Source organism: Streptococcus sp. KHUD_017, from assembly GCF_054861245.1.
In genome coordinates, this window is the sequence record NZ_CM142175.1 from 622,720 (window position 1) to 643,106 (window position 20,387).

Below are 20,387 nucleotides of genomic sequence, written 5' to 3' on the forward strand. Positions count from 1 at the left end.
TGAGAGAAGATGATTTCAAAGAGATTAGAAACAGTAGCTTCTTTTGCCCCCCAAGGAGCTGTTTTGCTGGACGTCGGTAGCGACCATGCTTATTTACCTATTGAATTAGTTGAAAAAGGTCATATTGAAGCTGCCATCGCGGGTGAAGTTGTAGAGGGACCCTATCAATCTGCAGTTAGAAATGTTGAAAATCATGGCTTGGCTGAGAAAATTCAGGTTCGTTTAGCCAATGGTTTAGCAGCTTTCGAAGAGAATGACCAGGTCTCTGTTATCACTATTGCAGGAATGGGTGGTCGTTTGATTGCTACAATATTAGAAGAGGGTTTGGACAAACTAGCCAATGTTGAGCGATTGATTCTTCAACCTAATAATCGTGAAGATGAGTTACGTAGTTGGTTACAAGAGCATGGATTTCAGATTGTAGCTGAAAGTATTTTAGAGGAAGCTGGAAAATTTTACGAGATTCTAGTAGTGGAAGCTGGAGAAATGAAATTGTCAGCAAAAGATACCCGTTTTGGTCCTTTTCTATCTAAAGAACTTAGCCCCGTATTTGTCCAAAAGTGGCAAAGAGAAGCAAGTAAGCTCGAATTTGCCCTTAGTCAAATTCCAGAAAAAAATCATGAAGAACGTCAAGTTTTAGTAGATAAAATTCAAGCCATCAAGGAGGTGCTCCATGAAAGCAAGTGAAGTGATTAAGCGTTATGAAACCTATTGTCCTCAAGAATTTTCTATGGAGGGCGATAATCGTGGACTGCAGATCGGAACTTTAGACAAGGACATCCAAAAAGTCATGGTTGCCCTTGATATACGTGAAGATACAGTGGCAGAAGCTATTGAAAAGGGTGTAGATTTGATTATCGTTAAGCACGCCCCTATCTTCCGTCCGATAAAGGACTTGGTAGCTAGTCGCCCTCAAAATCAGATTTATATTGATCTTATCAAGCATGATATTGCAGTCTACGTTAGCCATACCAATATTGATATTGTTGAAAACGGCCTTAATGACTGGATCTGCCAACTATTGGATATTAAGGATACAACTTTTCTACAGGAAACAGGTCCTGAACGTGGCATCGGGCGTATTGGCAATATTAAACCTCAAATGTTTGAAGAATTTGCTAGTCATGTTAAGGAAGTATTTGGTCTAGATAGCCTTCGTATGGTGTATTATAAAGAGACTGATTTGCAAAAAGTAATCTCAAGAGTAGCTATTTGTGGTGGCAGTGGGCAGTCTTTCTACTCTGATGCTTTAGCAAAAGGAGCAGATATTTACATTACTGGTGACATCTATTACCACACTGCCCAAGATATGTTGTCAGACGGCTTGTTGGCTCTGGATCCAGGACACTATATTGAAGTTCTCTTTGTTGAAAAAATTGCATCGTTCCTGAATGAATGGAAGGAAGAGAATGCTTGGTCTCTAGAGGTTATCGCAAGTCAAGCGTCCACCAATCCATTCCATCATATCTAGTTAGAAGGTAAAGACAATGAAAAAAGTTGCCATTGTAGGTGCAGGAATTGTAGGGGCCATAGCTGCCTACTATCTTTCTAAGGAAGCTGATATCGAAGTAACTGTTTTTGATTTTGGACACGGCCAAGCAACCAAGGCCGCGGCAGGAATTATTAGTCCCTGGTTTTCTAAACGACGCAATAAGGCTTGGTATAAGATGGCGCGCCTAGGAGCTGATTTCTATGTAGATTTGTTAGCTGACCTAGAAAAATCGGGTCAAAAAGTTGATTTTTACCAAGGTTCTGGTGTCTTTCTTCTTAAAAACGATGACTCTAAGCTAGAGGAGCTCTATCAACTGGCTCTGCAACGTAGAGATGAATCTCCCTTGATTGGAGAATTAGTCATTTTGGACCAAGCGACTGCTAGTAACTTATTTCCCGGTCTAGAGGGATTTGAACGTTTACTCTATGCTTCTGGTGGAGCTCGAGTAGATGGGCAACTCCTAGTGACTCGCTTACTGGGAGCCAGTCAAGTGAAGGTCATAAATAAAGAGGTCAGTCTAACCCCTCTATCATCGGGCTATAAGATAGACAATCAAATGTTTGACCAAGTCATCTTATCCACAGGAGCTTGGCTTGGCCACATCTTAGAGCCCTTAGGATATGAGGTAGACGTTCGTCCTCAAAAGGGGCAACTCCGAGATTACCAAGTGCCACAAGACATGGGAGCTTACCCTGTAGTTATGCCGGAAGGTGAGTGGGATTTGATACCATTTCCCGGTGGTAAGTTATCTCTAGGAGCTACCCATGAAAATGATATGGGATTTGACCTAGCCGTTGATGAGAATTTGCTCCAACAAATGGCTGAAGCAGCAAGTTCGTTTTATCCTAGCTTAAAAGATGCAATGATAAGTGGTGAACGTGTGGGGATTCGTGCTTATACGAGTGATTTTTCGCCGTTTTTCGGACAGGTGCCAAACTTGTCAGGAGTATTTGTTGCGAGTGGATTAGGATCTTCAGGGTTAACGACTGGTCCTATTATCGGTTATCATCTAGCTCAAATGCTTCAAGGGAGAAAAGGAGTATTGGATCCAGCAGATTATCCGACTGAAAGATACATTAAAAAGAAACAATAGTATACCTTTTACCTAGTTTTTACGATAGTCTTAGGAAAGTAAATGACTTTCCCTATCAAAAATGGTAAAATGAAAAAAATAATTCAAGAATTGAGGAAAAATGATGCAAGAAAAGATTTTGGTAACAGGTGGAGCAGGTTTTATCGGAACTCACACTGTCATCGAACTGGTCCAAGCTGGACATCAGGTTGTTGTGGTGGATAATTTGGTTAACAGTAGCCGTAAAAGTTTAGAAGTAGTGGAAAGAATTACAGGAGTAGAGATTCCTTTTTATGAAGCTGATATCCGAGATACGGATACACTTCGCGATATTTTCAAACAGGAAGAGCCAACAGGTGTGATTCATTTTGCAGGTTTGAAGGCAGTTGGTGAGTCAACTCGTATCCCTCTTGCCTACTATGATAACAATATTGCCGGTACAGTTAGCCTTTTGAAGGCAATGGAAGAAAACAACTGTAAGAACATTATCTTCAGTTCATCAGCAACAGTTTATGGAGATCCACATACTGTTCCAATCCTAGAAGATTTCCCACTTTCAGCTACCAACCCTTATGGCCGTACCAAGCTTATGCTGGAAGAAATCTTGACAGATATCCATAAAGCAGATTCAGAATGGAACGTTGTCTTACTTCGTTACTTCAACCCAATTGGGGCGCATGAGAGTGGTGACCTAGGAGAAAATCCAAACGGCATTCCAAATAACCTTCTACCGTATGTAACACAAGTCGCAGTTGGTAAGTTAGAACAAGTTCAAGTCTTCGGAGATGACTACGATACTGAAGATGGAACAGGTGTTCGTGACTATATCCACGTCGTTGACTTAGCCAAAGGACACGTTGCCGCCCTTAAGAAGCTTCAAAAAGGCTCTGGACTCAATGTGTATAACCTTGGTACTGGAAAAGGCTACTCAGTCCTTGAAATTATCCAAAATATGGAAAAAGCAGTTGGTCGCCCAATTCCATACCGTATTGTTGAACGCCGCCCTGGTGATATTGCAGCCTGCTACTCAGACCCAGCAAAAGCTAAGGAAGAGCTAGGTTGGGAAGCTGGACTTGGTATTACAGAAATGTGTGAAGATGCATGGCGTTGGCAGAGCAAGCATCCAAATGGATTTGAAGACTAATCGTTTGATTAAACAAAAAAAGAGGAAGTAATTCCTCTTTTCTTATAACTTTATATGTGGTTGAAATAAAAAATTTGCTTAGTGATTATGTGATAGAAAACGTCTTAAAAGAACACTTTATTTATTATTAAAATATCAGAAAAAATAAAAGTGAAATTGTATAAAAATAGCTAGCAAAAGACTATAATTTTCTAGAAAAATATGCTAAACTAGAAGGAGTGGAAATTAGAGATCAATGTTCCACCAAATTTTAAGATTCATCTATAATCAGAGCACGAGTAGGGCAATTTTTAACGGCTTCTAAAACATCGTCGCTACAAGAAATTTCTCTTTCTGATTGCTTATGATCATCGAAAAAACGGACAATACCATTATCATGGTAATCAAATAATTCTGAATAAGTTTGGCAGAGCCCACAAGCGATGCAACGTTCAGGTATAAGTCTAATCTTCATGTTTATATTGTAATAAGAAACTAAAAAAAACTCAAGGAGTAAGGTATGGAAAAGGAACCGTGGCAAGAAGATATTTATGAAAACCAAGAAGAGGAATCAAGAACAGAACGCCGTCAACGAAACAAAAATGATTCAGGTGTCATTGCGAATCGTATTTTAACTGTTTTGGCTGTTCTTTTCTTTGTCATTGTTGTTGGTATGGTAGTTGTATTAGTCTACTTGTCATCAGGTGGAAGCAACCGTACTTCAGCTCTGAAAGATTTTTATGATTCTTCAGCTCCAAAAGTAGAAGAAGTTACAACAGTTGCTACAACTACTCAGTCAACAGAAGCAGAGACAACTCAACAAGAACATACAGAGGCGCATACTGATTCTGAAGGAACAATTACAGTCTTGCCAGGAGAGGGTGAAGCAGCCATTGCTGCTCGAGCTGGAATCTCCATTGCTCAACTTGAAGCTTTAAACCCTGGTCATATGTCTACTGGAACTTGGTTTGCAAATCCTGGTGATGTCCTTAAGATAAGATAGGAGTGACGATGAAAACAATTCAGATTGCTATTGATGGGCCAGCTTCCAGTGGTAAGAGTACGGTAGCTAAGATTATCGCTAAAGATTTTGGCTATACTTATCTGGATACGGGTGCTATGTATCGTGCTGCCACTTACATCGCTTTGAATAACCAAATAAGTCCAGAGGAGTCTTCACGACTTCTTGAATTACTGGAACAATATCCGATTAGCTTTGGTCGCGCTGAAACAGGAGAACAGCTTGTTTTTGTTGGAGATGTCGATGTAACGAATCCAATCCGAGAAAATGAAGTAACCAATGCTGTTTCTGCCTTTGCTGCTATTCCAGCTGTTCGTGAAAAATTGGTAGCCCTTCAGCAAGAAATTGCCCGACAAGGTGGTATCGTTATGGATGGCCGCGATATTGGAACAGTAGTCTTGCCTCAGGCTGAATTGAAGATTTTTCTAGTAGCATCTGTAGATGAGCGTGCGGAACGTCGTTACAAGGAAAATCTTTCAAAGGGAATTGAAACAGATTTGGAAATTTTGAAAGAGGAGATTGCTGCGCGTGATTACAAAGATAGTCATCGTGAAACTTCACCTCTCAAGCAAGCTGATGATGCAATCTATTTGGATACGACTGGACTCTCTATTTTAGAAGTCGTTGAAAAAATTAAATCAGAAGCTCAAAAACATTTATAAGAACTATAAAAACGATGAACTGAATTTCGGTTTGTCGTTTTTTATCATTATTTGTCAAATAGTCTGTTTTAAGGTATAATAGTTGCTGTTGAAGAAAATTTGACATTCAAATAATCATAAATTTTTTAAGGAGATAACATGAATCAATTACCAAATTGCCCAAAATGTAATTCAGAATATGTATATGAAGATGGTGCACTTCTTGTTTGTCCAGAATGTGCTTACGAGTGGAATCCTGCTGAGCAAGTTGAATCAGAAGAAGGCATTGTTGCTATCGATGCTAATGGAAACAAACTAGCTGATGGAGATACAGTAACCTTGATTAAAGATTTGAAGGTTAAAGGGGCTCCTAAAGACCTCAAACAAGGAACTCGTGTAAAAAACATCCGTATTGTTGAAGGTGACCACAACATTGACTGTAAGATTGATGGTTTTGGTGCTATGAAGCTTAAATCAGAATTTGTGAAGAAGATTTAATCATGATTAAAAATGAAAAAGTAATATTTTATAGTCGTATCTTTTTATTTATAGCAGCCTTTACCGGTGTATACTTGGAGATTACCAAACGTGGTGGTTTAGGGATGTTGCTTTACTACACAGTACTTTCTAACCTTTTGGTTGTACTTTTTACAGGATATCTTTTGATAAAGATGCGTAGTGGAGGTGATAGTTGGCAGAGTTCTGGTATCCTTCGTCTCAAAGGTGGCGTCACTATGAGTATTATGATTACTTGTGTCATCTATCATTTCATGCTAGCTCCCTTGACGACAGATTTTTACCGTTTGGAAAATTTCCTTTGCCATTATATTGTCCCTCTCTGGTTTTTAGCAGATACAATTATTTTTGATAAGAGTCGTCAATATAAGTTAGTTGATCCCATGCTTTGGACTAGCCTTCCTTTGCTTTATATGATTTTTGCCCTCTTAAATGGTTTTGTTCTAAAGATGGATGTCCCTAATGCTAAGGATAGTCCCTTCCCTTATTTCTTTTTGAATGCTACCAAACATGGTTGGGGCTTTGTCTTTAAATGGGTAGCAACTATCTTTGTTGCCTACATGGTTTCAGGATATCTCTTTTATCTTGTGAAAAGTATTAAAAAATCTAAGAAATAAAAGTATCCAATGTGGGTGCTTTTTTTTGTAGTAGAGATAATTGTACCCGGACAAATCAATTTATTTTATCTTGTTATGCAGTCTTTTATACCTTACAATAAAACTGTAGCTACCAATACAACTATTGAGGATGAAAAAAATGACTGAAAATCGTTATGAATTAAATAAGAATTTGGCACAGATGCTTAAGGGTGGCGTCATCATGGATGTTCAAAATCCCGAACAGGCAAGAATTGCTGAGGCTGCAGGTGCGGCAGCAGTTATGGCTTTGGAACGAATCCCAGCTGATATTCGTGCAGCGGGAGGTGTCTCTCGTATGAGTGATCCAAAGATGATTAAGGAAATCCAAGAAGCGGTCAGCATTCCAGTTATGGCTAAGGTTCGAATTGGGCATTTTGTTGAAGCTCAGATTTTAGAAGCTATCGAGATTGACTATATCGATGAGAGCGAAGTTCTATCTCCGGCTGACGATCGTTTCCATGTGGACAAGAAAGAATTTCAAGTTCCTTTTGTCTGTGGTGCTAAAGACCTAGGAGAAGCCTTGCGTCGTATCGCTGAAGGAGCTTCTATGATTCGTACAAAAGGGGAACCAGGAACAGGAGACATCGTTCAGGCGGTTCGTCATATGCGTATGATGAATCAAGAAATTCGCCGCATTCAAAACCTCCGTGAGGACGAGTTATATGTTGCTGCAAAAGAACTCCAAGTACCTGTAGAATTAGTTCAATATGTCCACGAACATGGAAAATTACCTGTTGTTAACTTTGCGGCTGGAGGGGTTGCAACACCAGCGGATGCTGCTCTTATGATGCAGCTAGGTGCAGAAGGTGTCTTTGTTGGCTCAGGGATTTTCAAGTCAGGTGATCCTGTTAAACGTGCAGCAGCCATTGTCAAGGCTGTTACCAATTATCAGAATCCTCAAATTCTGGCTCAAATCTCGGAAGACTTAGGAGAAGCCATGGTTGGTATCAATGAGAATGAAATCCAAATTCTCATGGCAGAGCGAGGAAAATAGATGAAAATCGGAATCTTGGCCTTGCAAGGTGCCTTTGTAGAACACGAGAAAATGCTTGCTCAACTAGGAGTTGAAAGTATTGAACTACGAAACCTAGAAGATTTTCAGCAACATCGAAGTGAGCTATCAGGTTTGATTTTGCCAGGAGGTGAGTCAACGGCCATGGGGAAACTGTTGCGAGATCAGCAGATGCTAATTCCTCTAAGAGAGGCTATTCTCAATGGTTTACCAGTCTTTGGAACTTGTGCGGGTTTAATTTTGCTAGCAAAACAAATCACTTCTCAAGAGGAAAGCCATCTAGCGACCATGGACATAGTAGTAGAGCGCAATGCCTATGGACGTCAGCTAGGAAGCTTTTATACAGAAGCTGACTGCAAGGGTGTTGGTAAAATTCCAATGACCTTTATCCGTGGCCCAATTATCAGTAGTGTTGGTGACAGTGTTGATGTTCTAGCGATTGTGAACAATCAAATCGTTGCGGCTCAAGAAAAGAGTATGCTGGTAACCTCCTTTCATCCTGAATTGACAAATGATCTTCGTTTGCATCAGTACTTTATGAATATGTGTAAATAAAAAAAGAGGTTGGGATTTTCCAACTTCTTTTTTACATGTAATAAACAATAGCAATATATTGGAGAGCAGAGGCTGCTAGGATAAAGAGATGCCAAATCATATGGAAGTATGGTTTCTTTTTAGCGTAGAATCCAGCGCCAACTGTATAGCAAAGGCCACCTGATACCATAAGACTCCAAAACATTGGACTTGTCTGACTGATGATTGCTGGTAAGATAGCCAATACAAGCCATCCCATGATGAGGTAAAGGATGAGACTGAATTTTTCATTGACCTTCTTGGCAAAGATTTTATAAAGAATACCGAAAATAGTTGTCCCCCATTGGATAGCAATAATGAGATAACCAAACCAATTATTCATCAGGGTTAAAACCACCGGGGTATAAGAACCTGCAATCGCAACATAAATCATAGAATGGTCGATGATACGAAGCACGTACTTATGAGTTGAACCATAAGCCATAGAATGATAAATAGTTGATGATAAGAACATGAGAAAGAGGCTGATGACGAAGATGGAAACACCGATAGACGATAAGAAACCATGGGCCTCATAACTGTAAGTAGATGAAATGGGAAGTAGGATGAGCATGATAAATGCTCCTACAGCATGGGTGACACTGTTGGCAATTTCTTCTCCAAAACTAAGTCGTTTACTAAGTTTGAAACTAGTATTCATTTGTTTCCTCCTCTTCGGTTTCTGTATAGACTAGTGCAAGTGTTTGATGATAGAGTTTGACCGTTTGGCAGCTGGCCTGGATAATGGGATTAGCTGGATCAATATCTTCATTCATATAGTCCACAAAAGCATTATAAAGTTCTTCTGAATTAGTGTCTGTGTGAAGGGTATTAAGGGTTTGAGCAATTTCTTGGATAGAAAAAACAGACTTGAGAGTGGTAATAGCAATCAATCGTGCGATTTGTTTGCGTTGATATTTTTTCTTTTCAGGTTTACTGATATAACCGTGTTTGACATAGTTGTTCACCATGGATGCTGTCAAACCTTTCTCCTTGTCAGGAGAAGCTGGAGGACAGATTTGATTGACATAGAGCAGAACCTGGTCCAGATAGAGATTGATACTTGGAATTTCTTCCCATTTTGGATAGGAAAAAGTGGTATTCATTTTCAACTCCTTTTTATCTAGTTTTAATAACTAGATTATAAAATATTAGAAATAATAAGTCAAGTTTCAAGTGCTTGTAGAAAGAAATATTTTATGCTATGATGAAAGAAAATAGTATGAAAAGAGGATAAATGATGGAGATTCGCTTAGCCTTTCCAAACGAAGTTGATGCAATTATACAAGTGATTGAGGGAGCCAAGAAATGTTTGGCAGAAGCTGGTAGCACTCAGTGGCAAAACGGCTACCCAGATGCAGATACCATTATTGAAGATATCATCTCTGGTCAAGCTTATGTAGCCCTAGACGAAGGTGATCTCTTAGCCTATGCAGCAGTGACTAAGAGCCCCGAAAAAGCTTATGAAGCAATTTATGATGGTAACTGGGAGGGAAATGAAGCAGAATACTTAGTATTTCACCGTATTGCTGTTGCTAGAGATGTGCAAGGTCAAGGTGTTGCTCAGACCTTCTTGGAAGGCTTGATTGAAGGCTTTGATTACCTAGATTTTCGTTCAGATACGCATGCTAAAAACATAGCCATGCAGCATATCTTTGAAAAACTTGGCTTCAAACAGGTTGGTAAAGTTCCAGTAGACGGGGAACGCTTGGCCTATCAAAAATTAAAATCAAATGCCTAAAAAGTATGCAAAGATGTTATACAAGTCTCCGATTGGGACCTTATCTCTGGTTGCAGATGACCATTATCTCTTTGGAATATGGGTTGATGGACAGAGCCATTTTGAGAGAGGCTTGTTGACAAATGATATAGTAGTTGTAAACAGTCATCCTGTTTTAAATCAGATTGCTAGCTGTTTAGATGCTTATTTCAAGGGACAGGTTCAAGACTTGTCTGAGTTGCCATTGGCTCCCCTTGGAACCGACTTTGAAAAAAGAGTCTGGAACTACTTGCGTGGAATTCCTTTTGGACAGACTGTTACCTATGGACAAATAGCTAAGGACTTGCAAGTGGCTTCTGCCCAAGCAATTGGAGGAGCAGTAGGGCGCAATCCCTGGTCTATTCTTGTCCCCTGTCACCGTGTACTAGGTGCTGGAGGACGTCTGACAGGCTATGCTTGGGGACTTGATAAGAAGGCTTGGCTCTTAAATCATGAAGGTGCAAGTTATCAAGAAAATAAAAAAAAGAAAGAGAAAATATGTTAGAATTTATCGAATATCCAAAATGTACAACTTGTAAAAAAGCTAAGAAAGAATTAGATCAACTTGGACTAGAATATAAAGACGTTCATATCGTTGAAGAGACTCCGAGTGAAAAGGTCATTTTAAACTGGCTCGAAACTTCGGGATTTGAATTGAAGCAATTTTTCAATACTAGTGGCATAAAATATCGTGAACTCGGATTGAAAGATAAGGTTGAGACATTGTCAAACAAAGAAGCAGCCAAACTCTTAGCTAGTGATGGTATGCTATTGAAACGTCCGATACTAGTTGAAAATGGTCTTGTAAAACAAATTGGCTATCGTAAAACATACAATAACTTGGATTTGAATTAGTTTTTTTCTATCTCCTTGATAGATAAAATATATAACCTCCCACTTTTAAAGTATGATAAACTAGAAGGTAGATGAAATCTGATATGCTCGTAGCAAATATTTTTAATTAGAGCATAAGTATGATAGAATGAATCATTATCTTGAGAGGATGTTTCTATGAATGTTACAACGATTTTAGCATCTGATTGGTATCAAAATTTGATGCAATATATCCCAGACGGCAAACTCTTTAGTTGGCGTTCAGTCTTTGATGGGATTCCAAGAATAGTACAGCAATTACCGACGACTTTGATGTTGACAGTATTTGGTGCTTTTTTTGGAATTATGCTAGCCCTGCTTTTTGCTATTGTAAAAATTAATCGCGTTAGAATTCTTTATCCATTACAAGCTTTTTTTGTTAGTTTCTTAAAAGGAACTCCTATTTTAGTACAACTCATGTTGACCTATTACGGAATTCCTTTGGCACTTAAAGCATTGAATCAACAATGGGGAACTACATTTAATATCAATGCGATTCCAGCTGCAGCGTTTGCGATTGTAGCCTTTGCCTTTAACGAGGCAGCCTATGCTAGTGAAACCATCCGTGCAGCCATTCTTTCTGTAAATCCTGGTGAGATTGAAGCTGCTCGCAGTCTTGGGATGACACGTGCACAAGTTTATCGCCGTGTGATTATTCCAAATGCAGCAGTGGTTGCAACACCAACCTTGATTAACTCCCTCATTGGATTAACCAAGGGAACTTCTCTAGCATTTAGTGCAGGGGTTGTAGAAGTATTCGCCCAAGCTCAGATATTGGGTGGTGCGGACTATCGTTACTTCGAACGTTTCATCTCAGTAGCTCTAGTTTATTGGGTTGTAAATATTGCCATTGAAAATCTTGGTCGTTTCATTGAAAGAAAAATGGCGATTTCAGCACCAGATAATGTTGAGACAGATGTGAAAGGAGAGCTTCGCTAATGATTAAAATCTCAAATTTAAGCAAATCCTTTTCAGGTCAGACTGTTTTGGACCATCTGAACTTAGATATTCAAAAAGGAGAGGTCGTTGCTCTTATTGGCTCTTCAGGAGCGGGGAAATCAACTTTTCTTCGTAGCCTAAATTATCTGGAAACTCCTGATAGTGGATCTATTCAGATTGATGATTTCAAAGTGGATTTTTCTCAAATTACCCAAGAGGAAATTCTAACTCTTCGTCGCAAACTATCGATGGTGTTCCAACAGTTCAATCTGTTTGAGCGTAGAACGGCCTTAGACAATGTCAAGGAAGGTTTGGTAGTAGTTAAAAAACTATCAGATGAAGAAGCGACTAAGATAGCCAAAGAAGAGTTGGCTAAGGTTGGTCTATCTGATCGTCAACAGCACTATCCTCGCCACTTGTCAGGTGGACAAAAACAACGGGTAGCCTTGGCGCGTGCTTTGGCTATGAAACCGGACGTCTTACTCTTAGATGAACCAACTTCAGCACTGGACCCAGAATTGGTTGGTGAGGTAGAAAGATCTATCGCCAATGCCGCTAAATCAGGCCAAACCATGATTTTGGTGAGTCATGATATGTCCTTTGTCTCTCAAGTGGCTGATAAGGTTTTATTCTTGGATAAAGGAAAAATTATCGAGACTGGAACTCCTGATGAAATTATTAACCATCCAAAAGAAGAAAGAACAAAAGAGTTCTTTGCTAGTTACAAACGGACCTATATCTGATATAATAGAAGATAAGAAAAACTCAGTTGGCTAAGCTAACTGGGTTTGCTCTTTAAAAATAATAGAAATGAGAGAGAGCATGCTAGTTCAGCTATTTGCTTTGTATTTAGAGAGTTTGGTTTTGACGATTTTACTAGTCTTGGTTGTCTTAGGGATTTGGATTGGTTTTAGAGCCCTGTCAGGTGTGGATAAAACTGCCAAGGAGCGTCAGGCTCATCTCTATGATATGATTATGATTGGAGTTCTAACAATTCCAGTATTGTCTTTTGCAACCATGAGCATCTTGTTGGTTATCAAGGCTTAATAGTTGTCAAATAAGATTTTACCCGTTAGTATAAAAATAGTTACAACAAGAAAGAAGGAAAGAGAATGTACGATACGATTATTATCGGTGCAGGTCCTGCAGGGATGACTGCAGCCTTGTATGCAGCACGCAGTAATCTGAAAGTTGCTTTGATTGAAGGTGGTCTTCCAGGTGGTCAGATGAATAACACTTCTGATATTGAAAACTACCCAGGTTACGCCAATATCAGTGGACCTGAGTTAGCAGAAAAGATGTTTGAACCTCTTGAAAATCTTGGTGTTGAGCATCTTTATGGCTTTGTTGAAAATGTTGAGGACCACGGCGAATTTAAAAAAGTCATAACAGACGACCAAGTTTATGAAACTCGCACAGTTATTGTAGCGACAGGTTCTAAGCACCGTCTCTTGGGAGTTCCAGGTGAAGAAGAACTCAATAGCCGTGGTGTTTCTTACTGTGCAGTTTGTGACGGAGCCTTTTTCCGTGACCAAGATTTGTTAGTTGTAGGTGGTGGTGACTCAGCAGTTGAGGAAGCAATCTTCTTAACACAGTTTGCCAAAACTGTAACCATCGTTCACCGTCGTGATGAGCTCCGTGCTCAAAAAGTCTTGCAAGACCGCGCCTTTGCTAATGAAAAAATCAACTTCATTTGGGATTCTGTTGTCAAAGAAATCAAGGGTGAAAACCGTGTGGAGTCAGTTGTCATTGAAAATGTTAAAACTAATCAAGTGACTGAACATGCCTTTGGTGGCGTATTTATCTACGTTGGTTTAGATCCAGTTAGTGATTTTACAAAGGATTTACAAATCCAAGATGAATCAGGTTGGATTGTGACAGATGACCATATGAAAACAAGGGTTGCAGGAGTCTTTGCAGTTGGGGATGTTCGTCAAAAGGACCTTCGTCAAGTTACAACAGCAGTTGGAGATGGCGCCATTGCAGGTCAAGAAGCCTATAAATATATTACTGAACACAGTTAAAAAAAGTTTCCAATCAAGTGATTGGAAACTTTTTATAATCGATTGCGGAACACTTCGTACATAAGAATAGCAGCAGCAACACTGGCATTGAGACTTTGTACGTGACCATTCATTGGAATAGTAATCATCTCGTCCACTTGCTTTTTGATGTTACTTGAGATACCTTTTCCTTCATTTCCGATAATGAGAGCAACTTTGCCACTTGTGTTCCATTTATGGCAAGGAGTCCCGTTCATATCAGTCCCAAATGTCCAAAAGCCTTCTTCTTTAAGTTTATCCAAGGTTTGGCTGAGGTTGGTCACGCGAGCGATAGGCACATGTTCGATGGCACCCGTTGCTGTTTTAGCAACGACAGGAGTAACACCAACAGCTCGGTGCTTAGGAATAATGACACCTGAAACATTGGTTGCATCGGCTGTTCTTAGGATAGAACCTAGGTTGTGAGGGTCAGTTAGTCCATCGAGAATCAATAGTAGTGGGTTTTCTTCTTGACGGGTCTTTGCAAGAATCTGCTCAAGTTCAGTATAGGCAAATTCAGAAACACGTAAAACAAAACCTTGGTGGACAGCACCTTCAGTCATTTCGGAAAGAGATTTTTTTGAAGTCCAAGAAATGGATACTTTCTTTTCGGTAGCTAGTTCCTTAACTTTTTCTACGTTTTTTCCTCGTAAATCATCCTGGAGATAGAGTTTATTTCCAGTATTTGCTAAAAGTGCTTCAGTGACGGCGTGAACGCCATAGACGATATCATTTGTTTTCATGGCTCTATTATAACATAAAACCCCGTCTTGCAACGGGATTTTCTTTATTCGAGAATGAGCAGGCCTTCTTTGATTTCAAAGGGATCTTTTTCGTTAATTCGATCGTAAAACATAATACCATTTAAGTGGTCAATTTCATGTTGGACAACGATTGAGTTGTAGCCTTTTAGCTTGATACGATGTTTTTCGCCATCCTTGTCAAAGTAGTCAACAGTCACTCGAGCATGACGGATAACATAACCAGGTACAGCTCGATCGACTGATAGACAACCTTCTCCCTCGCCTAGAGCAGCATCTTGAACTGAGTGTGAAACAATCTTAGGATTGTACATAACAGCTTGTAAATCATAGGCTTCCTGAGGTGTTTCACCATCCTCAGTGATATTTGGAACCAAAACAGCGATGATGCGTTTTGAGATGTCCAATTGTGGTGCTGCAAGTCCAACTCCTCCACGTAGTCCAAGTTTTTCAGCCATAACTGGATCTTGTGAATGTTTCAAAAATTGCATCATTTTCTCACCGAGGATAATATCTTGATCACTCAATGGGAAAGTGACCTCCTCAGCAACAGCACGTAGGGTTGGATTGCCCTCGCGAATAATATCTTTCATATCGATTAAATGAGAAGCTTTTGTAATACGTTCTATAGCAGACATGTTCTCTCCTTCCTTCCATTACAATTACATGATAACACAAAACAGATGAGAAAGAAAGTGACAGAAGCCGTTAAAAAATAATAGAATAAAAGGAAATACATATTTGTCTGTGGTATAATAAGATAAGGAGACTTGCATCAAAAAGCAAGGAGAAAAAAGATGGAAAAACGCAGTAGTAGAAATCAAAATGGTCCTCTCTTTCGGCTTGTCGGGAAATTGATTCGATTTCTTAGGAACTATCACCAATGGAGTAATAAAACCTTTATCGCTGTTTTGTTGATTGCCGTTGCAATCTCAATGGCTTTGACTTTATTAGCCGAGGGGCTAAAGGGATTTCCATTGACCAGTAGTAGTACAACTGTCGTAAGTCAGACAGCTGATTCTAAGGAGAAAACTACGGCAACAGAGCAAGAAACAAGTGCTCGGATCATGGCCAATGGTGATTTGCTCTATCATGACATAATTTATATTTCAGCAAAAAAGGCAGATGGCACCTACGATTTTCATGAAAACTTTGAATACGTAAAGCCTTGGCTTAAGCAAGCTGACTTGGTCATTGGTGATTTTGAAGGAACTGTAAATAAAGATCACTATCTTGCAGGTTACCCCTTATTTAATGCACCTGGTGAAGTCATGGACGCTATAAAAGATGCAGGCTATCAAGTGCTAGACTTGGCTCATAATCATATCTTGGATTCTCAAATTGAGGGAGTCGTTTCAACCGCAGATGCGATTGAAAAAGCTGGAATGACACCAATCGGAGTCTACACTCATGAACCACGAGATAAAGCACCTATTGTCATCAAGGAAGTCAATGGGATTAAAGTTGCCCTTTTAGCTTATTCCTATGGTTTTAACGGAATTGAACAAAGCATTTCTCAAGAGGATTATAATCGTTATCTTTCAGACTTAGATGAAGATAAAATGAAGGCTGAAATTGAACGAGCAGAGAAGGAGGCGGATATTACAATTATCATGCCTCAGATGGGAGTTGAGTATCAAATTGAGCCGACTGAGGAGCAAAAGAAACTTTATCATAAAATGATTGATTGGGGAGCTGATATTATCTTTGGTGGTCACCCTCACGTTGTTGAACCAGCTGAAACGGTTGAAAAAGACGGTGATAAAAAGCTTATCATTTACTCTATGGGGAATTTTATCTCAAATCAACGGATTGAAACCATGCAGGATGTTGAAAATGCCAAGTGGACGGAACGTGGAGTCCTCATGGATGTGACCATTAAGAAAAAATCTGGTAAAACAACTATCGAGACGGCTCAAGCACATCCAAGCTGGGTGAGTCGGACTCCTAAGGGAGGTTATTCTCCAGAAGGATACCCACTCTATCTATACCAAACCTATATCTTGGAAGATTTTATAGAGGGTGGGAAATATCGTGATCAGTTAGACGAGGCGACCAAGGAACGGATTGATACAGCCTATAAAGAAATGAATGAACATGTAGGTTTGAAGTGGTAGTGATTCGAACCTCAAGGAGACACAATGGAAATTAAGATTATTGCAACAGATATGGATGGTACTTTGTTAGATCCAAGAGGTCAACTAGACCTTCCTCGCTTAGAGAAAATTTTGGATAAGCTGGACCACCGTGGCGTTCGGTTTGTCATTGCGACTGGAAATGAAGTTCATCGTATGAGACAATTACTGGGACATCTAGCAGAAAGAGTCGTTCTTGTAGTTGCTAATGGTGCTCGTATATTTGAAAATGATGAATTGCTTCAAGCACAAACTTGGGATGATGCCATGGTTGATAGGGCTTTGGACCATTTTAAAGGTAGGGAATGTCAGGATCAGTTTGTCGTAACTGGTATGAATGGTGGCTTTGTAAAGGAAGGTACTGTCTTTACAGAACTAGATAAATTTATGACTCCGGAGATGATTGAGAAGCTCTATCAACGAATGCATTTTGTTGATGAATTTGACTCCAGCCTTTTCGGTGGTGTTCTCAAGATGAGTATGGTAGTTGGTGAAGAACGATCCGATTCGGTTTTACAGGAGATTAATGACTTATTTGATGGGCATGTGCGAGCTGTCTCTAGTGGATATGGCTGTATTGATATCTTACAGGACGGGATTCATAAGGCGTGGGGCCTAGAAGAATTGCTCAAACGTTGGAACTTAAAACCTGAACAAATCATGGCCTTTGGTGATAGTGAAAATGACATTGAAATGTTAGAGTTGGCAGGTATTTCATATGCCATGGAAAATGCAGAAGAGTCTGTTAAAGAAGTAGCTACAAAAATAGCCCCAGCTAACAGTCAGGCGGGTGTTTACCAAGTTTTAGAAAACTGGCTAGAAAAAGGAGAATAACTTGGCAGTACAACTATTAGAAAATTGGCTCTTAAAAGAGCAAGAGAAAATCCAAACCAAGTATCGTGAACTTAATCAAATCTCAGTAATTGAACCCAATATCATTTTTATCGGTGATTCTATTGTTGAGTATTATCCCTTGCAGGAATTGCTAGGGACAGCCAAGACCATTGTGAACCGAGGTATTCGTGGTTATCAGACTGGACTTTTGCTAGATAACCTAGATGCTCATCTCTATGGTGATACGGTGGATCAGATTGTGCTTTTGATTGGGACCAATGACATTGGGAAAGATGTCCCGATGAGTCAAGCATTAGGGAACCTTGAAAGTGTGATTCAAACCATTTCTCGTGACTATCCGCTGTCACAGATAAAGCTAGTTTCCATTTTGCCGGTCCATGAAGGTGATGAATACAAACATACCGTTTATATTCGTACAAATGAGAAGATAAAGGCCTGGAACCAAGCCTATCAAGAGCTATCTTCTGCTTATATGCAGGTAGAATATGTGTCTGTTTTTGAAGAGCTACTAGATCAGGAAGGTCAACTCAAATCAGACTATACAACAGATGGGCTTCACCTCAGTGTTTCTGGCTATCAGGCCCTATCAGATGCCTTAAAAACTAGTCTTTTCTAGCTATCTACTTGCTTTTTTGCTTTTTTCACTTAGATAAGGTATAATATCTTTATAGTCTTTGGGGTCGTTACGGATTCGACAGGCATTATGAGGCATATTTTGCGACTCGTGTGGCGACGTAAACGCTCAGTTAAATATAACTGCAAAAAATAACACTTCTTACGCTCTAGCTGCCTAAAAACCAGCAGGCGTGACCCGATTCGGATTGCTCGTGTCTGATGATAGGTCTTATTATTAGCGAGATACGATCAAACTTTGTCTAGCAGTTTGATAAGAGATTGATAGACTCGCAGTTCCTAGGCTTGAGTTATGTGTCAAGGAGCTGTTAAAACAATACATAACCTATGGTTGTAGACAAATATGTTGGCAGGTGTTTGGACGTGGGTTCGACTCCCACCGGCTCCATTATTCTTTTGCATTCTTTTGCATTCCTTTCTAAAACGTTGTTAAAACAACGTTTTTTATTTTTCTCTTTTATATTCCTTAGTATTGTTTTTTAAAAAAGGGAGTCACAAAAGGATACAACATTTCGTTGTATCTTAAACAGTTAATCAAGTCCAGAATTTTCTAAGATTTTATGTTATAATTAAGGTATGTTAAAAAATGGTGAAAACAATCAATTAGTTTTCATTTAGTTTTTAATATTTTATGAATTAAGGATTATCTTATTTTTTTATCATAAAAACAAATGAAAAGGTAGGGTTAGAAAGAGGTAGTGAGAAATGTCATCTCATAAAAAAGTTTCACTTTCTGAGATTAATCAGTCTATCGAGACTCCAAACAATAATTATTTCTTGCAAAATTTAAAGGCTTTTTTAGGTCCGGGTGCCCTTGTAGCTGTTGGTTATATGGATCCAGGGAACTGGATAACCAGTGTTGTCGGTGGGGCTTCCTATAAGTATAGTCTCTTGTTTGTTATCTTGATTTCATCTCTAATTGCCATGCAGCTTCAGCAGATGGCAGGAAAGCTTGGGATTGTAACCCAGATGGACCTGGCTCAAGCAACGGCTCATCATTCACCTAAATGGCTTCGTTATAGCTTATGGGTGATTTTAGAATTAGCCTTGATGGCGACAGACCTGGCAGAAGTTCTCGGTTCAGCCATTGCTCTCAATCTTCTCTTTAAGATTCCGATTATGATAGCCATCCTTTTGACGGTTCTAGATGTCTTTCTCTTATTGCTTTTGATGAAATTTGGCTTTAAGAAGATTGAAGCTATCGTTACAACACTCATTTTAACCATTCTAGCAATCTTTACTTACCTAGTAGCCTTGTCACATCCAAGTTTCCAAGGAATCGCTGAGGGTTATTTACCCAATGCAACCTTATTTGAAAGTCCTTTGCCAGGACATGAAAGTCAATTAACATTAGCTCTGGGGATTGTAGGTGCGACGGTTATGCCCCATAACCTCTATTTGCATTCTTCCTTGTCTCAAACTCGGAAAATCAATCATAAGGACAAGAATGATGTTCGAAAAGCCGTGCGCTTTATGACCTGGGATTCTAATCTCCAGTTATCCTTGGCCTTTGTTGTTAACTCCCTACTTTTGATTTTAGGGGCGGCCCTCTTCTTCGGACATGCATCTGAAATTTCTGCTTTTTCTCAAATGTATAATGCCTTGCAAGATTCTACCATTGCGGGAGCAATAGCTAGCTCAACCTTGTCAACTTTATTTGCCTTGGCCCTATTAGCCAGTGGTCAAAATTCGACTATTACGGGTACCTTGACAGGACAAATCGTTATGGAAGGTTTCTTACATATGAGATTGCCACAATGGTTTATTCGTTTGGCGACTCGTCTCTTTGCCTTGCTCCCTGTCATCATAGTAGCAGTTTTGTTTGGTCATCAGGAAAAAACCTTGGATCAGTTGTTGGTTTATTCACAGGTCTTTCTTTCTATTGCTCTTCCATTTTCAATTTTCCCTCTGATTTACCTAACTTCTAAGAAATCACTGATGGGAGAATTTACCAATGCCAAATGGAATACTATCCTTGGTTATATCGTTTCCATTATCTTGACCATCCTCAATGTGAAATTGTTATTTGATATTTTCTAAGAAATTCACCCGAGTTCTAAAACAAATATAAAAGAAAAAAGATACCCAAGATTTATTGGGTATCTTTTTTGAATATAAACGGAAGACATGGGATTCGAACCCACGCACGCTTTAACACGCCTACCGCGTTTCCAACACGGCCTCTTAAGCCTCTTGAGTAATCTTCCATTGTTTACTCACCTAGTCTACCATAAAGCTTTCTTTCTTGCAAATTTATTTGAAGTTGAGAGGGCAGTGACAAAAAATGAAAGAAAATGACAAA

At 39.4% G+C, this 20,387-nt stretch carries 26 protein-coding genes, 1 tRNA gene and 1 other RNA gene; 22 read left to right on the forward strand and 6 right to left on the reverse strand.

The window, feature by feature from the left end; translation table 11 throughout:
- The first annotated feature begins 9 nt into the window (after nucleotides 1-9).
- The 4 genes from ACVAMZ_RS03020 to galE all read left to right on the forward strand — a co-directional run bounded on the left by ACVAMZ_RS03020 (nucleotide 10) and on the right by galE (nucleotide 3,708).
- A complete protein-coding gene (locus tag ACVAMZ_RS03020) occupies nucleotides 10-687 on the forward strand; it encodes a tRNA (adenine(22)-N(1))-methyltransferase (RefSeq protein WP_461684997.1) in 678 nt (225 codons plus the stop codon).
- Nucleotides 674-1,471, forward strand: a complete 798-nt coding sequence (locus ACVAMZ_RS03025; RefSeq protein ID WP_461684998.1) for a Nif3-like dinuclear metal center hexameric protein — start codon at nucleotides 674-676, stop codon at nucleotides 1,469-1,471. Before ACVAMZ_RS03020 ends, ACVAMZ_RS03025 begins: the two co-directional genes overlap by 14 nt.
- Nucleotides 1,472-1,487: 16 nt before the next feature.
- The gene (locus tag ACVAMZ_RS03030; protein ID WP_461684999.1) at nucleotides 1,488-2,585 is read left to right on the forward strand and encodes an NAD(P)/FAD-dependent oxidoreductase; all 1,098 of its coding nucleotides are present in this window, start codon (nucleotides 1,488-1,490) and stop codon (nucleotides 2,583-2,585) included.
- Nucleotides 2,586-2,688: 103 nt separating this feature from the next.
- Entirely contained in the window at nucleotides 2,689-3,708 is a 1,020-nt protein-coding gene (gene galE, locus ACVAMZ_RS03035; protein WP_414277086.1) for a UDP-glucose 4-epimerase GalE, read from the forward strand.
- Nucleotides 3,709-3,958: 250 nt separating this feature from the next.
- Here galE and ACVAMZ_RS03040 read toward each other — a convergent pair whose 3' ends face one another.
- Entirely contained in the window at nucleotides 3,959-4,162 is a 204-nt protein-coding gene (locus tag ACVAMZ_RS03040) for a ferredoxin (RefSeq protein WP_461685000.1), read from the reverse strand.
- 45 nt (nucleotides 4,163-4,207) lie between these two features.
- On the opposite strand from ACVAMZ_RS03040, the gene ACVAMZ_RS03045 reads away from it, so the two are divergent.
- The 6 genes from ACVAMZ_RS03045 to pdxT all read left to right on the forward strand — a co-directional run bounded on the left by ACVAMZ_RS03045 (nucleotide 4,208) and on the right by pdxT (nucleotide 8,070).
- Nucleotides 4,208-4,690: an SAG1386/EF1546 family surface-associated protein gene (locus ACVAMZ_RS03045; RefSeq protein ID WP_414311957.1), complete on the forward strand. Its 483-nt coding sequence runs from the start codon at nucleotides 4,208-4,210 to the stop codon at nucleotides 4,688-4,690.
- An 8-nt stretch (nucleotides 4,691-4,698) separates the two neighbouring features.
- Entirely contained in the window at nucleotides 4,699-5,370 is a 672-nt protein-coding gene (gene cmk / locus ACVAMZ_RS03050) for a (d)CMP kinase (protein WP_461685001.1), read from the forward strand.
- A 138-nt stretch (nucleotides 5,371-5,508) separates the two neighbouring features.
- Nucleotides 5,509-5,847, forward strand: coding sequence for a zinc ribbon domain-containing protein YjdM (locus ACVAMZ_RS03055; protein ID WP_461685002.1), 339 nt, complete (start codon nucleotides 5,509-5,511; stop codon nucleotides 5,845-5,847).
- 2 nt (nucleotides 5,848-5,849) lie between these two features.
- Nucleotides 5,850-6,482, forward strand: a complete 633-nt coding sequence (locus ACVAMZ_RS03060) for a Pr6Pr family membrane protein (protein WP_461685003.1) — start codon at nucleotides 5,850-5,852, stop codon at nucleotides 6,480-6,482.
- Nucleotides 6,483-6,621: 139 nt separating this feature from the next.
- Nucleotides 6,622-7,497, forward strand: coding sequence for a pyridoxal 5'-phosphate synthase lyase subunit PdxS (gene pdxS, locus ACVAMZ_RS03065; RefSeq protein WP_006153788.1), 876 nt, complete (start codon nucleotides 6,622-6,624; stop codon nucleotides 7,495-7,497).
- Nucleotides 7,498-8,070 (forward strand): pyridoxal 5'-phosphate synthase glutaminase subunit PdxT, encoded by a 573-nt coding sequence (gene pdxT, locus ACVAMZ_RS03070; protein WP_004253909.1) that lies wholly within the window; start codon nucleotides 7,498-7,500, stop codon nucleotides 8,068-8,070. It begins immediately after the preceding gene.
- Nucleotides 8,071-8,101: 31 nt separating this feature from the next.
- Here pdxT and trhA read toward each other — a convergent pair whose 3' ends face one another.
- Nucleotides 8,102-8,749, reverse strand: a complete 648-nt coding sequence (gene trhA / locus ACVAMZ_RS03075) for a PAQR family membrane homeostasis protein TrhA (RefSeq protein ID WP_004253913.1) — start codon at nucleotides 8,747-8,749, stop codon at nucleotides 8,102-8,104.
- The gene (locus ACVAMZ_RS03080; RefSeq protein WP_004253915.1) at nucleotides 8,739-9,194 is read right to left on the reverse strand and encodes a DUF1836 domain-containing protein; all 456 of its coding nucleotides are present in this window, start codon (nucleotides 9,192-9,194) and stop codon (nucleotides 8,739-8,741) included. The genes trhA and ACVAMZ_RS03080 overlap by 11 nt, the downstream gene beginning before the upstream one ends.
- Nucleotides 9,195-9,328: 134 nt before the next feature.
- Between ACVAMZ_RS03080 and ACVAMZ_RS03085 the strand changes: the two genes are divergently transcribed.
- From ACVAMZ_RS03085 to trxB, 7 genes are all read left to right on the forward strand, one after another.
- Nucleotides 9,329-9,829, forward strand: coding sequence for a GNAT family N-acetyltransferase (locus tag ACVAMZ_RS03085; RefSeq protein ID WP_461685170.1), 501 nt, complete (start codon nucleotides 9,329-9,331; stop codon nucleotides 9,827-9,829).
- Nucleotides 9,822-10,352: a methylated-DNA--[protein]-cysteine S-methyltransferase gene (locus ACVAMZ_RS03090; protein ID WP_461685004.1), complete on the forward strand. Its 531-nt coding sequence runs from the start codon at nucleotides 9,822-9,824 to the stop codon at nucleotides 10,350-10,352. Before ACVAMZ_RS03085 ends, ACVAMZ_RS03090 begins: the two co-directional genes overlap by 8 nt.
- A complete protein-coding gene (locus ACVAMZ_RS03095; RefSeq protein WP_461685005.1) occupies nucleotides 10,346-10,702 on the forward strand; it encodes a Spx/MgsR family RNA polymerase-binding regulatory protein in 357 nt (118 codons plus the stop codon). The genes ACVAMZ_RS03090 and ACVAMZ_RS03095 overlap by 7 nt, the downstream gene beginning before the upstream one ends.
- A gap of 156 nt (nucleotides 10,703-10,858) precedes the next feature.
- The gene (locus tag ACVAMZ_RS03100; RefSeq protein ID WP_461685006.1) at nucleotides 10,859-11,659 is read left to right on the forward strand and encodes an amino acid ABC transporter permease; all 801 of its coding nucleotides are present in this window, start codon (nucleotides 10,859-10,861) and stop codon (nucleotides 11,657-11,659) included.
- Nucleotides 11,659-12,402 (forward strand): amino acid ABC transporter ATP-binding protein, encoded by a 744-nt coding sequence (locus ACVAMZ_RS03105; protein ID WP_461685007.1) that lies wholly within the window; start codon nucleotides 11,659-11,661, stop codon nucleotides 12,400-12,402. The genes ACVAMZ_RS03100 and ACVAMZ_RS03105 overlap by 1 nt, the downstream gene beginning before the upstream one ends.
- 79 nt (nucleotides 12,403-12,481) lie before the next feature.
- Nucleotides 12,482-12,706, forward strand: coding sequence for a DUF4059 family protein (locus ACVAMZ_RS03110; RefSeq protein WP_461685008.1), 225 nt, complete (start codon nucleotides 12,482-12,484; stop codon nucleotides 12,704-12,706).
- A gap of 65 nt (nucleotides 12,707-12,771) precedes the next feature.
- Entirely contained in the window at nucleotides 12,772-13,683 is a 912-nt protein-coding gene (trxB, locus tag ACVAMZ_RS03115) for a thioredoxin-disulfide reductase (RefSeq protein WP_461685009.1), read from the forward strand.
- A 32-nt stretch (nucleotides 13,684-13,715) separates the two neighbouring features.
- Here the strand turns inward: trxB and rlmB are convergent, their stop codons facing one another.
- Nucleotides 13,716-14,444, reverse strand: coding sequence for a 23S rRNA (guanosine(2251)-2'-O)-methyltransferase RlmB (rlmB, locus tag ACVAMZ_RS03120; protein ID WP_414258893.1), 729 nt, complete (start codon nucleotides 14,442-14,444; stop codon nucleotides 13,716-13,718).
- A 44-nt stretch (nucleotides 14,445-14,488) separates the two neighbouring features.
- On the reverse strand, nucleotides 14,489-15,100 hold the full coding sequence (def, locus tag ACVAMZ_RS03125) for a peptide deformylase (RefSeq protein ID WP_006151109.1): 612 nt from the start codon (nucleotides 15,098-15,100) through the stop codon (nucleotides 14,489-14,491).
- Between the two features lie 159 nt (nucleotides 15,101-15,259).
- Between def and ACVAMZ_RS03130 the strand changes: the two genes are divergently transcribed.
- From ACVAMZ_RS03130 to ACVAMZ_RS03150, 5 genes are all read left to right on the forward strand, one after another.
- Nucleotides 15,260-16,579 (forward strand): CapA family protein, encoded by a 1,320-nt coding sequence (locus ACVAMZ_RS03130; RefSeq protein ID WP_461685010.1) that lies wholly within the window; start codon nucleotides 15,260-15,262, stop codon nucleotides 16,577-16,579.
- Nucleotides 16,580-16,603: 24 nt separating this feature from the next.
- The gene (locus ACVAMZ_RS03135; RefSeq protein WP_461685011.1) at nucleotides 16,604-17,431 is read left to right on the forward strand and encodes an HAD family hydrolase; all 828 of its coding nucleotides are present in this window, start codon (nucleotides 16,604-16,606) and stop codon (nucleotides 17,429-17,431) included.
- A gap of 1 nt (nucleotide 17,432) precedes the next feature.
- Entirely contained in the window at nucleotides 17,433-18,068 is a 636-nt protein-coding gene (locus ACVAMZ_RS03140) for an SGNH/GDSL hydrolase family protein (RefSeq protein WP_461685012.1), read from the forward strand.
- A gap of 60 nt (nucleotides 18,069-18,128) precedes the next feature.
- Nucleotides 18,129-18,476, forward strand: a transfer-messenger RNA (tmRNA) gene (gene ssrA, locus ACVAMZ_RS03145).
- A 314-nt stretch (nucleotides 18,477-18,790) separates the two neighbouring features.
- Complete coding sequence (locus tag ACVAMZ_RS03150; RefSeq protein ID WP_461685013.1) at nucleotides 18,791-20,125, forward strand: Nramp family divalent metal transporter; 1,335 nt, start codon at nucleotides 18,791-18,793, stop codon at nucleotides 20,123-20,125.
- A gap of 79 nt (nucleotides 20,126-20,204) precedes the next feature.
- Here ACVAMZ_RS03150 and ACVAMZ_RS03155 read toward each other — a convergent pair.
- Nucleotides 20,205-20,292 (reverse strand) — tRNA-Ser (locus ACVAMZ_RS03155).
- Nucleotides 20,293-20,387 lie beyond the last annotated feature (95 nt).

Excerpts from the sequence above, each read along its gene's own strand:
- ACVAMZ_RS03130 (WP_461685010.1), top strand. The coding sequence starts at position 15,260 with ATGGAAAAACGCAGTAGTAGAAATCAAAATGGTCCTCTCTTTCGGCTT.
- ACVAMZ_RS03100 (WP_461685006.1), top strand. The coding sequence starts at position 10,859 with ATGAATGTTACAACGATTTTAGCATCTGATTGGTATCAAAATTTGATG.
- ACVAMZ_RS03150 (WP_461685013.1), top strand. The coding sequence starts at position 18,791 with ATGTCATCTCATAAAAAAGTTTCACTTTCTGAGATTAATCAGTCTATC.
- ACVAMZ_RS03135 (WP_461685011.1), top strand. The coding sequence starts at position 16,604 with ATGGAAATTAAGATTATTGCAACAGATATGGATGGTACTTTGTTAGAT.
- ACVAMZ_RS03090 (WP_461685004.1), top strand. The coding sequence starts at position 9,822 with ATGCCTAAAAAGTATGCAAAGATGTTATACAAGTCTCCGATTGGGACC.
- pdxT (WP_004253909.1), top strand. The coding sequence starts at position 7,498 with ATGAAAATCGGAATCTTGGCCTTGCAAGGTGCCTTTGTAGAACACGAG.
- ACVAMZ_RS03030 (WP_461684999.1), top strand. The coding sequence starts at position 1,488 with ATGAAAAAAGTTGCCATTGTAGGTGCAGGAATTGTAGGGGCCATAGCT.
- cmk (WP_461685001.1), top strand. The coding sequence starts at position 4,699 with ATGAAAACAATTCAGATTGCTATTGATGGGCCAGCTTCCAGTGGTAAG.
- ACVAMZ_RS03045 (WP_414311957.1), top strand. The coding sequence starts at position 4,208 with ATGGAAAAGGAACCGTGGCAAGAAGATATTTATGAAAACCAAGAAGAG.
- ACVAMZ_RS03020 (WP_461684997.1), top strand. The coding sequence starts at position 10 with ATGATTTCAAAGAGATTAGAAACAGTAGCTTCTTTTGCCCCCCAAGGA.
- ACVAMZ_RS03105 (WP_461685007.1), top strand. The coding sequence starts at position 11,659 with ATGATTAAAATCTCAAATTTAAGCAAATCCTTTTCAGGTCAGACTGTT.
- trhA (WP_004253913.1), bottom strand. The coding sequence starts at position 8,749 with ATGAATACTAGTTTCAAACTTAGTAAACGACTTAGTTTTGGAGAAGAA.
- trxB (WP_461685009.1), top strand. The coding sequence starts at position 12,772 with ATGTACGATACGATTATTATCGGTGCAGGTCCTGCAGGGATGACTGCA.
- ACVAMZ_RS03080 (WP_004253915.1), bottom strand. The coding sequence starts at position 9,194 with ATGAATACCACTTTTTCCTATCCAAAATGGGAAGAAATTCCAAGTATC.
- def (WP_006151109.1), bottom strand. The coding sequence starts at position 15,100 with ATGTCTGCTATAGAACGTATTACAAAAGCTTCTCATTTAATCGATATG.
- rlmB (WP_414258893.1), bottom strand. The coding sequence starts at position 14,444 with ATGAAAACAAATGATATCGTCTATGGCGTTCACGCCGTCACTGAAGCA.
- ACVAMZ_RS03055 (WP_461685002.1), top strand. The coding sequence starts at position 5,509 with ATGAATCAATTACCAAATTGCCCAAAATGTAATTCAGAATATGTATAT.
- ACVAMZ_RS03095 (WP_461685005.1), top strand. The coding sequence starts at position 10,346 with ATGTTAGAATTTATCGAATATCCAAAATGTACAACTTGTAAAAAAGCT.
- galE (WP_414277086.1), top strand. The coding sequence starts at position 2,689 with ATGCAAGAAAAGATTTTGGTAACAGGTGGAGCAGGTTTTATCGGAACT.
- ACVAMZ_RS03025 (WP_461684998.1), top strand. The coding sequence starts at position 674 with ATGAAAGCAAGTGAAGTGATTAAGCGTTATGAAACCTATTGTCCTCAA.
- ACVAMZ_RS03060 (WP_461685003.1), top strand. The coding sequence starts at position 5,850 with ATGATTAAAAATGAAAAAGTAATATTTTATAGTCGTATCTTTTTATTT.
- ACVAMZ_RS03085 (WP_461685170.1), top strand. The coding sequence starts at position 9,329 with ATGGAGATTCGCTTAGCCTTTCCAAACGAAGTTGATGCAATTATACAA.
- ACVAMZ_RS03040 (WP_461685000.1), bottom strand. The coding sequence starts at position 4,162 with ATGAAGATTAGACTTATACCTGAACGTTGCATCGCTTGTGGGCTCTGC.
- pdxS (WP_006153788.1), top strand. The coding sequence starts at position 6,622 with ATGACTGAAAATCGTTATGAATTAAATAAGAATTTGGCACAGATGCTT.
- ACVAMZ_RS03110 (WP_461685008.1), top strand. The coding sequence starts at position 12,482 with ATGCTAGTTCAGCTATTTGCTTTGTATTTAGAGAGTTTGGTTTTGACG.